14 protein-coding genes are annotated in these 12497 nt (G+C 64.5%); 11 read left to right on the top strand and 3 right to left on the bottom strand.

Annotation, left to right across the window (positions count from 1 at the left end):
- Positions 1–68 precede the first annotated feature (68 nt).
- The 7 genes from gshB to OUY36_RS20460 all read left to right on the top strand — a co-directional run bounded on the left by gshB (position 69) and on the right by OUY36_RS20460 (position 6025).
- Positions 69–1019 carry a glutathione synthase gene (gene gshB, locus OUY36_RS20430; protein ID WP_017245425.1) on the top strand — a complete coding sequence of 317 codons (951 nt, stop codon included), beginning with the start codon at positions 69–71 and terminating at the stop codon, positions 1017–1019.
- 87 nt (positions 1020–1106) lie between these two features.
- Positions 1107–2000: an energy transducer TonB gene (locus OUY36_RS20435; protein WP_017245426.1), complete on the top strand. Its 894-nt coding sequence runs from the start codon at positions 1107–1109 to the stop codon at positions 1998–2000.
- A gap of 144 nt (positions 2001–2144) precedes the next feature.
- Positions 2145–2714 carry a YqgE/AlgH family protein gene (locus OUY36_RS20440; protein ID WP_152481924.1) on the top strand — a complete coding sequence of 190 codons (570 nt, stop codon included), beginning with the start codon at positions 2145–2147 and terminating at the stop codon, positions 2712–2714.
- Positions 2711–3139, top strand: a complete 429-nt coding sequence (gene ruvX / locus OUY36_RS20445) for a Holliday junction resolvase RuvX (protein ID WP_253749294.1) — start codon at positions 2711–2713, stop codon at positions 3137–3139. The genes OUY36_RS20440 and ruvX overlap by 4 nt, the downstream gene beginning before the upstream one ends.
- 21 nt (positions 3140–3160) lie before the next feature.
- Positions 3161–3676 carry a bifunctional pyr operon transcriptional regulator/uracil phosphoribosyltransferase PyrR gene (gene pyrR, locus OUY36_RS20450; RefSeq protein ID WP_267935790.1) on the top strand — a complete coding sequence of 172 codons (516 nt, stop codon included), beginning with the start codon at positions 3161–3163 and terminating at the stop codon, positions 3674–3676.
- Positions 3677–3734: 58 nt separating this feature from the next.
- Entirely contained in the window at positions 3735–4751 is a 1017-nt protein-coding gene (locus OUY36_RS20455; protein WP_017245430.1) for an aspartate carbamoyltransferase catalytic subunit, read from the top strand.
- Positions 4751–6025 carry a dihydroorotase gene (locus tag OUY36_RS20460; protein WP_267935791.1) on the top strand — a complete coding sequence of 425 codons (1275 nt, stop codon included), beginning with the start codon at positions 4751–4753 and terminating at the stop codon, positions 6023–6025. The genes OUY36_RS20455 and OUY36_RS20460 overlap by 1 nt, the downstream gene beginning before the upstream one ends.
- A gap of 60 nt (positions 6026–6085) precedes the next feature.
- Here the strand turns inward: OUY36_RS20460 and OUY36_RS20465 are convergent, their stop codons facing one another.
- Entirely contained in the window at positions 6086–6481 is a 396-nt protein-coding gene (locus OUY36_RS20465) for an NINE protein (protein ID WP_017245432.1), read from the bottom strand.
- Between the two features lie 132 nt (positions 6482–6613).
- Between OUY36_RS20465 and OUY36_RS20470 the strand changes: the two genes are divergently transcribed.
- On the top strand, positions 6614–7828 hold the full coding sequence (locus tag OUY36_RS20470) for a putative DNA modification/repair radical SAM protein (RefSeq protein ID WP_063540689.1): 1215 nt from the start codon (positions 6614–6616) through the stop codon (positions 7826–7828).
- Positions 7828–8652 (top strand): TIGR03915 family putative DNA repair protein, encoded by an 825-nt coding sequence (locus tag OUY36_RS20475; protein ID WP_152481926.1) that lies wholly within the window; start codon positions 7828–7830, stop codon positions 8650–8652. Before OUY36_RS20470 ends, OUY36_RS20475 begins: the two co-directional genes overlap by 1 nt.
- 6 nt (positions 8653–8658) lie before the next feature.
- Here the strand turns inward: OUY36_RS20475 and OUY36_RS20480 are convergent, their stop codons facing one another.
- A complete protein-coding gene (locus tag OUY36_RS20480) occupies positions 8659–9804 on the bottom strand; it encodes a PilT/PilU family type 4a pilus ATPase (protein WP_026006585.1) in 1146 nt (381 codons plus the stop codon).
- A gap of 60 nt (positions 9805–9864) precedes the next feature.
- Positions 9865–10899 carry a type IV pilus twitching motility protein PilT gene (gene pilT / locus OUY36_RS20485; RefSeq protein WP_017245436.1) on the bottom strand — a complete coding sequence of 345 codons (1035 nt, stop codon included), beginning with the start codon at positions 10897–10899 and terminating at the stop codon, positions 9865–9867.
- Positions 10900–10965: 66 nt separating this feature from the next.
- Between pilT and OUY36_RS20490 the strand changes: the two genes are divergently transcribed.
- Both OUY36_RS20490 and proC read left to right on the top strand, forming a co-directional pair.
- The gene (locus OUY36_RS20490; RefSeq protein ID WP_267935792.1) at positions 10966–11655 is read left to right on the top strand and encodes a YggS family pyridoxal phosphate-dependent enzyme; all 690 of its coding nucleotides are present in this window, start codon (positions 10966–10968) and stop codon (positions 11653–11655) included.
- A gap of 10 nt (positions 11656–11665) precedes the next feature.
- Positions 11666–12490 carry a pyrroline-5-carboxylate reductase gene (gene proC, locus OUY36_RS20495; protein WP_267935793.1) on the top strand — a complete coding sequence of 275 codons (825 nt, stop codon included), beginning with the start codon at positions 11666–11668 and terminating at the stop codon, positions 12488–12490.
- The last annotated feature ends 7 nt before the right edge of the window (positions 12491–12497 follow it).

The following is a 12497-nucleotide window of genomic DNA, read 5'->3' on the forward strand; positions in this document are numbered from 1 at the left end:
CACGGCCAATCTGCAGCGACCAATCGAGCCACCAGCAGCGCGATGCTGCCCCATGCCGGAGAAACCTCATGACCGTTCGCGTCGGGATCATCATGGACCCTATCGCGCAGATCGCCTTCAAAAAGGACAGCTCGCTCGCCATGCTGCTTGCTGCCCAGGCGCGAGGCTGGACGCTGTTCTACATGGAACAACGAGACCTTTACCAGCTCGGCGACCAGGCGCGCGCGCGCATGTGTCCGCTCCGAGTGTTCAACGACCCACAGAAATGGTTCGAAACAGGCGATGAGTTCGACTCGGCGCTAGGCGAGCTCGACGTCATCCTCATGCGCAAGGACCCGCCGTTCAATAGCGAGTACGTCTACGCCACCTATCTGCTGGAGCTGGCAGAGAAAGCCGGAACGCTGGTGGTCAACCGCCCGCAGAGCCTGCGCGACTGCAACGAGAAGTTCTTCGCCACGCAGTTTCCACAGTGCACGCCACCGACCCTGGTCAGCCGGCGCGCCGACATTCTCCGCGAGTTCGCTCGGGAGCACCGTGACATCATTCTCAAACCCCTTGACGAGATGGGCGGCGCCTCGATCTTCCGCCATCGTGAAGGCGATCCGAACCTGTCGGTGATCCTCGAAGTGCTGACCGAGCATGGCGGCCGGCAGATCATGGCTCAGCGCTATATCCCGGCGATCAAGGACGGCGACAAGCGCATCCTGATGATCGACGGCGAGCCGGTGCCGTACTGCCTCGCTCGGATCCCGGCCGCCGGCGAGACCCGCGGCAATCTGGCCGCCGGCGGACGCGGCGTGGCGCAGCCGCTGTCGGATCGCGATCGCGAAATCGCAGCGATCGTCGGGCCACAGCTGCGCGAGCGCGGCCTGTTGTTTGTCGGCCTGGATGTCATCGGCGATTACCTCACCGAAATCAACATCACCAGCCCGACCTGTATCCGGGAAATCGACAACGCCTTCGACACCCGCATCGGCGAGCGCCTGATGGATGCCATCGCGAGCAAGCTGCAAGCTTGAACCAGCTAACAGCTTTGAGCTTGGCGCTTGCGACTCCAAGCTCAAAGCCGGCAGACTGCGCGGCACTTCGAGCCGACCTGACCTGCGATGAACGCTGCTATTCGCCAACCTGCGCCTGAAACCACCCGCGTCCGTCCGGCGGACAGGCTCGGCTTCACGCTGTTTCTCGCTGCAGCCTTGCACCTGGCATTGATCCTCGGCCTTGGATTCACGCTGTCGGAGCCGAAGCAGATCAGCAAGACGCTCGAGATCACGCTGTCGACATTCAAGAGCGAAGAGAAGCCGAAGGATGCCGACTTCCTCGCCCAGGATAATCAGCTGGGCAGCGGCACGCTGGAACACAAGGCTTCGCCGAAGACCACCGAACAGGCCCCTTTCCAGGACACCGAAGTGCGCAAGGTAACGCCGCCAGCGGCGCCACCGCAGAGCACTAGCCCGGCGCCGGCCAAGACCGTGGTAACCACTCGCAGTCGCCAGCCGGAAAAAGCCGAGGTCAAACAGCAAACCCAGCCACAACCCAAGGCCCAGCCGGCGCCGGCATTCGACAGCTCGCAACTGAGCGCCGAGATCGCCAGCCTCGAAGCAGAGCTGGCGCAGGATGTGGAGCGCTACGCCAAGCGACCCCGCGTCAGCCGGCAGAACAGTGCGGCCACCATGCGCGACATCAGCGCCTGGTACCGCGACGAATGGCGCAAGAAGGTCGAACGCATCGGCAATCTCAACTATCCGGACGAGGCGCGTCGCCAGCAGATATATGGCAGCCTGCGCATGCTGGTGACCATCAACCGGGACGGCACCGTTCAGGAATTGCGGGTGATCGAATCGTCCGGTCAACCGGTGCTCGACGACGCAGCACTGCGCATTGTTCGCTTGGCAGCACCCTTTGCGCCATTCACCGGCGAACTGGCGCAGAAATTCGACCAGGTCGAGATCATCCGCACCTGGCGCTTCGAACGGGGCGACAGGCTTTCTAGCCGCTGAGCCGCCCGTCCCGCCGGAGGCCTCGTCAAGCACTGGTGCGTCCCGTTCGGAGCTTGCCGCAGCCCTGCAAAAGGGGCGAATCGCCACGCTTGGCAACCATCGAAGCTGTAGCCGGAATGCGGTGCAACGCTTAAGCTAACGCGCATGAAAAGCACCGCGCCCAGCTACCTCAAGCACCACTTCCTGATCGCCATGCCACAGATGGCCGATCCGAACTTCGCCCAGACGCTGATCTACCTGATCGAGCACGGCGCAGAAGGCGCCATGGGCCTGATCATCAACCGTCCAAGCGGACTGAGCCTGGCCGACGTACTCGAACAGCTACGCCCGGACGAGCCGATTCCCCCCCTGTGTGAAAACCTGCCGATCTTTTCTGGCGGCCCGGTACAGACCGATCGCGGCTTCGTCCTGCATTCGCCGGAGCAGCAGTTCCAGGCCACCCTTTCGCTCGGCCCGCTTGGCATGTCGACATCACAGGACGTGCTTTTCGCGATCGCCGACGGCCAGGGACCTCAGCGCCACTTCGTCGCCCTGGGTTATGCAGGGTGGGAGGCCGGTCAGCTGGAAGCGGAGCTGGCAGACAATACCTGGCTGAGCTGTGCCGCCGATCCGGAGATTCTGTTCGACCTGCCTTACGATCAGCGCCTGAACGCAGCCGCTGCGTCCCTTGGGGTCGATCTGCGCCTGCTCAGCACCCAGGTCGGCCACGCATGAGCGCCCCGCGACTCCTGCTCGGGTTCGACTACGGCACCAAGCAGATCGGCGTGGCTGTTGGCCAGGCCATCACCGGGCAGGCGCGCGAGCTCTGCGTACTCAAGGCACAGAACGGTGTGCCGGACTGGCAGCAGATCGAAGCACTGCTACGCGAATGGCAGCCCGACGCACTGGTGGTCGGCCTGCCACTGAACATGGACGGCAGTCCCAGCGACATGAGTGCTCGGGCGGAGAAGTTCGCCCGACGCCTCAGCGGTCGCTTCAGCCTGCCGGTGCACACCCACGACGAACGCCTGACCACATTCGAAGCCAAGGGCGAGCGCCTGCGTCAGGGCCAGCACGGCGGCTATCGTGAACGCCCGGTCGACGCCCTGGCCGCCGCACTACTGCTGGAAGGCTGGCTGAACGATCAAGCCGCCGTCTGAGCCGTCCCTGAAGGAGACCCCATGATCCTGCCCAACCCCGAACAGCTTCTACCCGAGATGGTCGCCGCATTGGCGCAGCATCTGAGCGCACGCAACATTCAGGAGCCGCGCTTCATCGGCATTCGTACCGGCGGCGTCTGGGTCGCCCAGGCGCTGCTCGAAGCCCGCGGGCAGCACGAACCGCTCGGCATCCTCGACGTGTCCTTCTATCGCGACGACTTCACCCAGAAAGGCCTACACCCGCAGGTACAGCCCTCCGAGCTGCCGTTCGAGATCGAAGGCCAGCATCTGGTGGTGGTCGATGACGTACTGATGACCGGCCGCACCATCCGCGCCGCACTGAACGAGCTGTTCGACTACGGACGGCCGGCCAGCGTGACGCTCGTCTGCCTGCTCGACCTCAACGCCCGCGAACTGCCGATCCGCCCCGACGTGGTCGGTGCCACCCTGTCGCTGGCACCGGAACAGCGCATCAAGCTGCTCGGGCCAGCGCCGCTGGCACTGGAACCGCAGCTGCTGGAAACCCACCCGTCCTGAGCGAGCCTGCCGAACCCCGAACCCATCGTCCATCACCCGCCGCCCACCGAGACCTGCGATGACGCCCACTGACGCCAAGCGCCCGCTACAGCTGAACGACCAAGGCCAGCTGCGCCACTTTCTCTCCCTCGACGGCCTGCCCCGCGAGCTGCTCACCGAGATCCTGGACACCGCCGACTCCTTCCTCGAGGTCGGCGCACGGGCGGTGAAAAAGGTCCCGCTGCTGCGCGGCAAGACCGTCTGCAACGTGTTCTTCGAGAATTCCACGCGTACCCGCACCACGTTCGAACTGGCGGCACAGCGACTCTCGGCGGACGTCATCACGCTCAACGTCTCCACCTCCTCGACCAGCAAGGGCGAGACCCTGACCGATACCCTGCGCAATCTCGAAGCCATGGCAGCGGACATGTTCGTGGTGCGCCATGCCGACTCCGGGGCGGCGCATTTCATCGCCGAACATGTCTGCCCCGAGGTGGCGGTGATCAATGGCGGCGATGGGCGCCATGCCCACCCGACCCAGGGCATGCTCGACATGCTCACCATTCGTCGACACAAGGGCGGTTTCGAGAACCTCTCGGTGGCCATCGTCGGCGACATCCTGCATTCGCGGGTGGCCCGCTCGAACATGCTGGCCCTGCGCACCCTGGGCTGCCCCGACATCCGCGTGATCGCGCCGAAAACCCTGCTACCCGAGGGCATCGAGCAATACGGCGTACGCGTATTCACCGATATGAACGAAGGGATGCGCGATGTCGACGTGGTGATCATGCTGCGCCTGCAGCGCGAGCGCATGCAGGGCGGCCTACTGCCCAGCGAAGGCGAGTTCTACAAACTCTACGGCCTGAACACTCAACGTCTTGAACTGGCCAAGCCGGATGCCATCGTCATGCATCCAGGGCCGATCAACCGCGGCGTGGAGATCGAGTCCGCGGTGGCCGATGGGGCGCAGTCGGTCATTCTCAATCAGGTTACCTACGGCATCGCCATCCGCATGGCCGTGCTGTCCATGGCGATGAGCGGCCAGACCGCGCAGCGTCAGATCGATTCCGAGTCCGTTTCCGAGGAGCAGCAGTGATGGTGGCAACAAGAATCCTCGGCGCGCGCGTTATCGACCCCAGCAGCGGGCGCGACGAAGTCGCCGATATCTTCCTGCAGGACGGCAGGATCACGGCCATCGGCCAGGCGCCAGCCGGCTTCGGGGCCCAGCGCAGCATCGATGCGCTGGGGCTGATTGCCGCTCCGGGACTGGTCGATCTGTCCGTGGCATTGCGCGAACCCGGCTACAGCCGCAAGGGCAGCATCGCCAGCGAGACCCTGGCCGCCGCAGCTGGCGGAATCACCAGCCTGTGTTGCCCGCCGCAGACACGCCCAATACTGGATACCGCGGCGGTGGCCGAACTGATCCTCGACCGCGCCCGCGAATCGGGGCACGCCAAGGTCTTTCCCATCGGCGCGCTGACCCGCGGCCTGGCCGGGGAACAGCTGTCCGAACTGGTCGCACTGCGTGAAGCCGGCTGCGTCGCCTTCGGCAACGGCCTCACCGAATTCGCCAGCAACCGCAACCTGCGCCGCGCCCTGGAGTACGCCGCCACCTTCGATCTGACGGTGATCCTCCATTCCCAGGACAGCGACCTCGCCGAAGGCGGCCTCGCCCATGAGGGCGCGGCCGCGAGTTTCCTCGGCCTCTCCGGCATTCCAGAGACCGCGGAAACCGTGGCGCTGGCGCGCAACCTGCTATTGGTGGAGCGCTCCGGCGTGCGCGCGCACTTCACCCAGCTGACCAGCGCGCGTGGCGCGGAGATGATCGCCCAGGCCCAGGCCCGCGGGTTGCCGGTCACGGCCGACGTGGCAATGTATCAGCTGATACTCACCGACGAAGCGTTGCACGGCTTCTCCAGCCTGTACCACGTGCAGCCGCCGCTGCGCAGCACGGCGGATCGCGATGACCTGCGCGAGGCGGTCAGGGCGGGCGTGATCTCGGCGATTTCGAGCCACCATCAACCGCACGAAGCCGATGCCAAACTGGCACCGTTCGGCGAGACCGAAGCAGGCATCAGTAGTGCGGAGATACTCCTGCCGCTGGCGATGACGCTGGTGGACGACGGCCTGCTCGACCTGCCGACCCTGCTCGCGCGCCTCACCAGCGGCCCCGCCGCCGCGCTGCAGCTGTCAACCGGCACGCTGCAGGCCGGTCAGGCCGCCGACCTGGTGTTGTTCGATCCGCACAGCTCGACCCTGGTCGGCGAAAGCTGGTACTCGAAAGGTCGCAACTGCCCATTCATGGGCCACTGCCTGCCGGGCTCGGTGCGCTACACCCTCGTCGACGGCCACATCAGCTACCAGGCCTGAACGCAGGTGGCCGGGGCGGCGGCTCGCTCGCCCCGGCCCGGCCCGTAGCTTCTCGGGGCGTCAGACCCGCGCGCGATTACGCTCCGATATCTGCGTGTTCAGCGTCCAGAAGTCATAGAGCACGCCGATGAAGAACAGCCCGCCGGTGAACAGGTAGAGGATGCCGGTGATCCACTTGCCCTGATACATCCGGTGCACGCCGAAGACCCCTAGGAAGGTCAGCAGGATCCAGCCCACCGTGTAATCGATAGGCCCCGGCTGAAAGCGCAGATCCGCTTCACGATCCATCGACGGGATCAGGAACAGGTCGATGATCCAGCCGATGAAGAACAGCCCAAGGGTGAAGAACCAGATGGTGCCGGTGATCGGCTTGCCATAGTAGAAGCGATGGGAGCCGAGAAAGCCAAAGATCCATAGGAGATAGCCGATCAGCGTGCTGTGAGTGTTCTGCTGCATCCGAACCTCGATTTGCGATTGATGAGTGGTCTCCAGCTTATCCGATAAGCCCATCGAAGAGCCCGCCAGATGGTTCTTGCCGGTTCGATTCGTCGTGATACTGTATATGCAAACAGTGTCACGAGCCGGATCATGCAGCTGATCGACAAACTCAGCGTACTCGCCGACGCCGCCAAGTACGACGTCTCGTGCGCCAGCAGCGGCGCGCCGAAGCGCTCCTCTAAAGGTAAGCGCGGGCTTGGCGCCACCAACGGCATGGGCATCTGCCACAGCTTCACCCCGGACGGTCGGTGCGTGTCGCTGTTGAAGATTCTGTTGACCAACTTCTGCCTGTACGACTGCCAATATTGCGTCAATCGACGCTCCAGCGACGTACCGCGCGCGCGCTTCACGCCGGAGGAGGTGGTCGAGCTGACGCTGGATTTCTACCGGCGCAACTGCATCAGCGGCCTGTTCCTCAGCTCAGGCATCATCCGCTCGGCCGACTACACCATGGAGCAGCTGGTGCGCGTCGCCAGACTGCTGCGCGACGAGCACGAGTTTCGCGGCTACATCCACCTGAAGACGATTCCCGATGCCGACCCATTGCTGATCGCCGAGGCCGGCCGCTACGCCGATCGGCTCAGCGTTAACATCGAACTGCCGACCGAAACCAGCCTGATCCGCCTGGCACCGGAAAAGCAGGTGCTGACCATCAAGCAGGCCATGCACACCATTCACCAGGGCGAGGCCGAGGCGAGCACGGAGAAGCGCGCGCCGCGCTTCGCGCCTGCCGGGCAGAGCACGCAGATGATCGTCGGCGCCGATGACACCGACGACCGCACCATTCTGCACACCGCGCAGTCCCTCTATGGCGACTACCGCTTGCGGCGTGTCTACTACTCGGCGTTCAGCCCCATCCCGCACAGTCCGAAGACCGTACCGTTCGCCGCGCCGCCCCTGTTGCGCGAGCATCGGCTGTACCAGGCGGACTTTCTCATGCGCGGCTACGGCTTCTCGGCCGGCGAATTGCTCAGCGGGCCCGGCAACCTGGCCCTCGATGTGGACCCGAAGCTGGCCTGGGCGTTGGCTAACCGGGAACATTTCCCGATTGATCTCAACCGTGCCGAACCGACCATGATCGCCCGCGTTCCCGGCATCGGCGTGCTCAGTGCCAAGCGCCTGGTGGACCTGCGGCGACACAAGCGCATCCGCTTCGAGGACCTGACTCGCCTGCGCTGCTCGCTGGAGAAGGCCAAGCCGTTCATCGTCACCCAGGACTATCGACCCAGCCTCGCCGGGCAGGAATCGGCGGCATTGCGGCAGCACCTGCGCGATGGCACGCCGACGCAGATGGCGCTCTGGTGATGCGCACGGTGCACTTCGACGGCAGCTTCCAGGGCTGGCGAGACGCGGCGCGGGCGCTGCTGCAGGAGCGGATCGCGCCGCATGAATTGAACTGGGCAAGCGGCGGTGACGCCGGCTTGTTCGATGAGCCAATGTCCGCGTCAGCGGCCACGGACGGGCCGCGCATTCGGGTCCCCCGCCAGCTGCTCGAAGAACTGGAGATGGCCGCCCGCTTTCGCACCGATCAGCGCTGGAGCCTGCTGTATCGCGTGCTCTGGCGGGTTGCCCAAGGTGACGCCAGCGCCAGAATGGCAGGCGATGTCGACGGCAGCGAGCTGCATAGCCGGATCAAGGTGGTTCGGCGGGAGGCGCACCATCTGCATGCCTTCCTGCGCTTCAGCCCGCTGGAGAGCGACGATGGGCCTCGGCATGTGGCTTGGTTCGAGCCGGCGCACGACGTGCTGCCATGGGCGGCAGGGCATTTCGCCGAGCGCATGGGTGAGAACAGCTGGCTGATCGCGACACCGGAAGAAGGTGTTTGCTGGGATGGCCAGGAGCTGTACTACACCCGTCCCTGCCCACCACAGTGGCAGCAGCTGGCGCAGAACGCTGCCGATCCCGGTGGCGAACTCTGGAAGACGTATTACGAAAGTACCTTCAACCCGGCCCGGCTGAACCGCAGCGTGATGGAAAGCAACCTGCCGGTGCGGTTCTGGAAGAACCTGCCCGAAGGCATGCTGATTCCCGAGTTGATGAGCCGCGCACGCGCCGGTGCGCAGCGTGACGGCCAGGCCGAGCGCGTGGCCGGCCGGCATGGCAAGCGCATCGGCCGGCAACCGGGCTAAGGTCGATTAACGGAAGCGCCGACCCGGATCGTCGTCGCTGACCTCCAGACTCAACCCCTGCGAAACAGTGGTCAGGTGCTCGCCGTCGGTTTCCGAACCCAGCTTGATCAACAGCCGCAGGTCGTTGGCCGAGTCGGCGTGCAACAGCGCATCTTCATAGGTGATCTCGCCCTGCACATAGAGGTTGTACAGCGCCTGGTCGAAGGTCTGCATACCCAGCTCGGTGGAGCGTTTCATCAGCGACTTGAGTTCATGCACCTCGCCCTTGCGGATAAGGTCCGCGGCCAGCGGGGTGTTGATCAACACCTCGATCACCGCGCGACGACCCTTGCCGTCCGGGGTCGGCACCAGCTGCTGGGCGACGATGGCCTTGAGGTTGAGCGACAGATCCATCCAGACCTGGTTGTGCCGATCCGGCGGGAAGAAGTTGATGATGCGGTCCAGCGCCTGGTTGGCGTTGTTGGCGTGCAGCGTGGCCAGACACAGGTGTCCGGTTTCGGCGAAGGCTACGGCATAGTCCATCGTCTCGCGGGTACGAATCTCGCCGATGAGAATCACGTCCGGCGCCTGGCGCAGCGTGTTCTTCAGTGCCACCTCGAAAGAGCTGGTATCGATGCCGACTTCGCGCTGGGTAACGATGCAGTTCTGATGCTGGTGGATGAATTCGATCGGGTCTTCGATGGAGATGATGTGGCCGCTGGAGTTCTTGTTGCGGTAGCCGATCATCGAGGCCAGCGAGGTCGACTTGCCGGTGCCGGTGGCGCCGACGAACAGCACCAGGCCACGCTTGGTCATCGACAGCTTCTTGAGAACGTCAGGCAGCTTCAGCTCTTCGATGGTCGGAATGTTGGTCTCGATGCGACGCAGCACCATGCCGGCCAGGTTTCGCTGATAGAACGCACTGACACGGAAGCGACCGATCCCGCGGGCACTGATGGCGAAGTTGCATTCGTGATTTTCGGTGAACTCGCGACGCTGCTGCTCGTTCATCACGCCGTGCACGGTTTCGCGGGTCATCTCCGGTGACATGGCGGTCTTGCTCACCGGCATGATCTTGCCGTTGACCTTCATCGACGGCGGCACGCCCGCCGTGATGAACAGATCGGAGCCGCCCTTTTCCACCATCAGGCGCAGAAGTTTCTCGAATTCCATCGTCATACTCGCAATCGTGGCAAGCGCCGCACCGAGCGGCGTCCGGGGTTGTCAGGCGGTCTAGAAATTCTCTGGCTGCTTGGCCTTCTCGCGCGCGCTGTCGCGGCTGATCAGGCCCTTGGCCAGCAGCCCCTTGAGGCACATGTCCAGGGTCTGCATGCCCAGCGAGCCGCCGGTCTGGATCGCCGAGTACATCTGCGCGACCTTGTCCTCGCGGATCAGGTTACGGATCGCCGGCGTACCGATCATGATCTCGTGGGCCGCCACGCGACCACCGCCAACCTTCTTCAGCAGCGTCTGCGAGATCACAGCCTGCAGGGATTCGGAGAGCATCGAGCGGACCATGGACTTCTCTTCGGCCGGGAACACGTCGACCACACGGTCGATGGTCTTGGCGGCCGAGGTGGTGTGCAGGGTGCCGAACACCAGGTGACCGGTTTCCGCGGCCGTCAGCGCCAGGCGGATGGTTTCCAGGTCGCGCATCTCGCCCACCAGGATGATGTCCGGGTCCTCACGCAGGGCCGAGCGCAGGGCTTCGGAGAAGCCGAGGGTATCGCGGTGTACCTCGCGCTGGTTGACCAGACATTTCTTCGATTCGTGAACGAATTCGATGGGGTCTTCGATGGTAAGGATATGGTGGTACTTGGTGTTGTTTAGGTAGTCGAGCATCGCCGCCAGGGTAGTCGACTTACCCGAACCGGTCGGCCCGGTGACCAGCACCAACCCGCGCGGCACGTCGGTGATCTTGCGGAAGACCTCGCCCATGTTCAGGTCTTCCATGGTCAGCACCTTGGAAGGAATGGTCCGGAATACCGCGCCCGAGCCGCGGTTCTGATTGAACGCGTTGACGCGGAAACGCGCCACGCCCGGCACCTCGAACGAGAAGTCGGTTTCGAGGAATTCCTCGTAATCCTTGCGCTGCTTGTCGTTCATGATGTCGTAGATCAGCGCATGCACCTGCTTGTGGTCCATGGCCGGCAGGTTGATGCGCCGCACGTCGCCATCGACGCGGATCATCGGCGGCAGGCCGGCGGAAAGGTGCAAATCCGACGCACCCTGCTTGGCGCTGAAGGCCAGCAGTTCTGTGATATCCATGGGACTCCCCAATTACAAGCAAGCAGGTAGAATGCCGCGCAGACCCCAAGGCAGCGGGCGCAAGTAATGTCCACGATAGAGAAGAATATTGCAAAGGTCGCAGCGCGCATCCGTGAGGCGGCGCAAGCTGTGCATCGCGACGCTGCCACGGTCGGCCTGCTGGCCGTGAGCAAGACCCAGCCAGCCGCCGCCATTCGCGAGGCGTTCGCTGCCGGTCTGCGCGATTTCGGCGAGAACTATCTACAGGAAGCGCTGGATAAACAGGTCGAACTGGACGACCTGCCATTGATCTGGCATTTCATCGGCCCCATCCAGTCGAACAAGACCAAAGCCATCGCAGAGCACTTCGACTGGGTGCATTCGGTGGACCGCTTGAAGATCGCCCAGCGCTTGTCCGACCAGCGCCCCGCCACGCTGCCGCCGCTGAACGTCTGCCTGCAGGTCAATGTCAGTGGCGAGGCCAGCAAATCGGGTTGTACTCCACAGGAGTTAGGGCCGCTGGCCGAGGCCGTCGCTGCGATGCCTCAGCTGCGTCTGCGCGGCCTGATGTGCATCCCGGCACCCACTGAGGACCCTGCCGAGCAGCGCGCTGCCTTCGCCCGCCTGCGGCTGTTGCGCGACGAGCTGGCACTGGACCTGGATACGCTGTCCATGGGCATGAGCCAGGATCTCGAAGCGGCCATTGCCGAAGGTGCGACCTGGGTTCGCATCGGCACCGCTCTCTTCGGCGCTCGTGACTACGGCCGCCCTCAATAAAGGAATTGCTATGACCACTCCCCGCATCGCCTTCATCGGCGCCGGCAACATGGCCGCCAGCCTGATCGGCGGCCTGCGCGCCCAGGGCTTCCCCGCCGACGCCATCCGCGCCAGCGACCCCGGCGCCGAACAGCGCGCGAAGATCAGCGCCGAACACGGCATTCAGACCTTCGCGCAGAATGCCGAAGCACTGGCTGGCGCCGATGTGGTGGTGCTGTCGGTCAAGCCGCAGGTGATGCAGGCCGTCTGCCGCGACCTGGCCGCCCACCTCGAACATGGGCCGCTGATCGTGTCCATCGCCGCCGGCATCAGCTGCGACAGCCTGCAGCGCTGGCTCGGCCCGCGACCGCAGGCGATCGTGCGCTGCATGCCCAACACCCCCGCGCTGCTGCGCCAGGGCGTCAGCGGGCTGTTCGCCAACGCCCAGGTCAGCGCCGAGCAGAAGCGGCAGGCCGAACAGCTGCTGTCAGCCGTCGGCATGGCGCTGTGGCTCGACGAGGAGCACCTGATCGATGCGGTGACCGCCGTTTCCGGCAGTGGTCCGGCCTATTTCTTCCTGCTGATCGAGGCGATGACGGCGGCCGGCCAGCAGCTCGGCCTGCCTCGCGAAACCGCCGCCCAGCTCACCCTGCAGACCGCGCTGGGCGCCGCGCGCATGGCTTGCGAGAGCGATGTCGATGCCGCCGAACTGCGGCGTCGCGTCACCTCGCCGAACGGAACCACCGAAGCAGCGATCAAAGCCTTCCAGACGGGCGGCTTCGAACAGCTTGTGCAGCAGGCGCTGAACGCGGCCGCACAGCGCTCGGCCGAGCTGGCCGAACAACTGGGTCAATAAGGAGCAT

Origin of the sequence: Stutzerimonas sp. R40042 (genome assembly GCF_026642215.1) — a bacterium.
GTDB classification, from domain to species: domain Bacteria; phylum Pseudomonadota; class Gammaproteobacteria; order Pseudomonadales; family Pseudomonadaceae; genus Stutzerimonas; species Stutzerimonas frequens.

Bases quoted from the DNA above. Each gene is read 5' to 3' on its own strand.
- gshB (WP_017245425.1), top strand. From the start codon at position 69: ATGACCGTTCGCGTCGGGATCATCATGGACCCTATCGCGCAGATCGCC.
- OUY36_RS20435 (WP_017245426.1), top strand. From the start codon at position 1,107: ATGAACGCTGCTATTCGCCAACCTGCGCCTGAAACCACCCGCGTCCGT.
- OUY36_RS20440 (WP_152481924.1), top strand. From the start codon at position 2,145: ATGAAAAGCACCGCGCCCAGCTACCTCAAGCACCACTTCCTGATCGCC.
- ruvX (WP_253749294.1), top strand. From the start codon at position 2,711: ATGAGCGCCCCGCGACTCCTGCTCGGGTTCGACTACGGCACCAAGCAG.
- pyrR (WP_267935790.1), top strand. From the start codon at position 3,161: ATGATCCTGCCCAACCCCGAACAGCTTCTACCCGAGATGGTCGCCGCA.
- OUY36_RS20455 (WP_017245430.1), top strand. From the start codon at position 3,735: ATGACGCCCACTGACGCCAAGCGCCCGCTACAGCTGAACGACCAAGGC.
- OUY36_RS20460 (WP_267935791.1), top strand. From the start codon at position 4,751: ATGGTGGCAACAAGAATCCTCGGCGCGCGCGTTATCGACCCCAGCAGC.
- OUY36_RS20465 (WP_017245432.1), bottom strand. From the start codon at position 6,481: ATGCAGCAGAACACTCACAGCACGCTGATCGGCTATCTCCTATGGATC.
- OUY36_RS20470 (WP_063540689.1), top strand. From the start codon at position 6,614: ATGCAGCTGATCGACAAACTCAGCGTACTCGCCGACGCCGCCAAGTAC.
- OUY36_RS20475 (WP_152481926.1), top strand. From the start codon at position 7,828: ATGCGCACGGTGCACTTCGACGGCAGCTTCCAGGGCTGGCGAGACGCG.
- OUY36_RS20480 (WP_026006585.1), bottom strand. From the start codon at position 9,804: ATGGAATTCGAGAAACTTCTGCGCCTGATGGTGGAAAAGGGCGGCTCC.
- pilT (WP_017245436.1), bottom strand. From the start codon at position 10,899: ATGGATATCACAGAACTGCTGGCCTTCAGCGCCAAGCAGGGTGCGTCG.
- OUY36_RS20490 (WP_267935792.1), top strand. From the start codon at position 10,966: ATGTCCACGATAGAGAAGAATATTGCAAAGGTCGCAGCGCGCATCCGT.
- proC (WP_267935793.1), top strand. From the start codon at position 11,666: ATGACCACTCCCCGCATCGCCTTCATCGGCGCCGGCAACATGGCCGCC.